Source organism: Roseococcus thiosulfatophilus (genome assembly GCF_017311575.1).
Lineage (GTDB): Bacteria > Pseudomonadota > Alphaproteobacteria > Acetobacterales > Acetobacteraceae > Roseococcus > Roseococcus thiosulfatophilus.
Genome location: NZ_JAFFQY010000056.1, coordinates 1 through 423, shown reverse-complemented (window position 1 = coordinate 423; position 423 = coordinate 1). Strand labels below are relative to the sequence as shown.

Genomic DNA, 423 nt, shown 5'->3' with positions numbered 1-423 from the left:
TCGCGACCGGCGCGCTCGCGGTCGAGCATGACGAGGTGGTGGTTGATCGCCTCGAACACGCCGCCATCGCGCAGCCTGACGAACCAGCGGTAGACCGTGCGCCAGGGCGGGAAACTGTCGGGCAGCAGGCGCCAGGTGCAGCCCGCCCGCAGCATGTAGAAGATGGCGTTGGCGATCTCGCGCAGCGGCCAGGCACGCCGCCGCCCGCGACCAGGCGCGCCGGGCAGCAGCGGTTCCAGGATCCGCCATTCGTCGTCCGTCAGGTCACTCGCATAGCGCAGGCCCGCGCGGCTATGCTGTCGTCGGGTGGCCGGGGTCCACATCGTGTCGTTCGTCCAAGGTGTCGCGACCCGGTCGAATCACGATGTAGCCCGGCCATCCAGCCCCAAAGGCTCATATCGAAGGTGTTTCGAGACAGCCTCT

The 423-nt window shown here is 68.3% G+C and carries 1 protein-coding gene; it reads right to left on the bottom strand.

The window, feature by feature from the left end; translation table 11 throughout:
* Nucleotides 1-323, bottom strand: a 323-nt coding sequence (locus JTN19_RS15765; protein WP_206934583.1) for a transposase, incomplete at its 3' end; no start/stop codon positions are given.
* Nucleotides 324-423 lie beyond the last annotated feature (100 nt).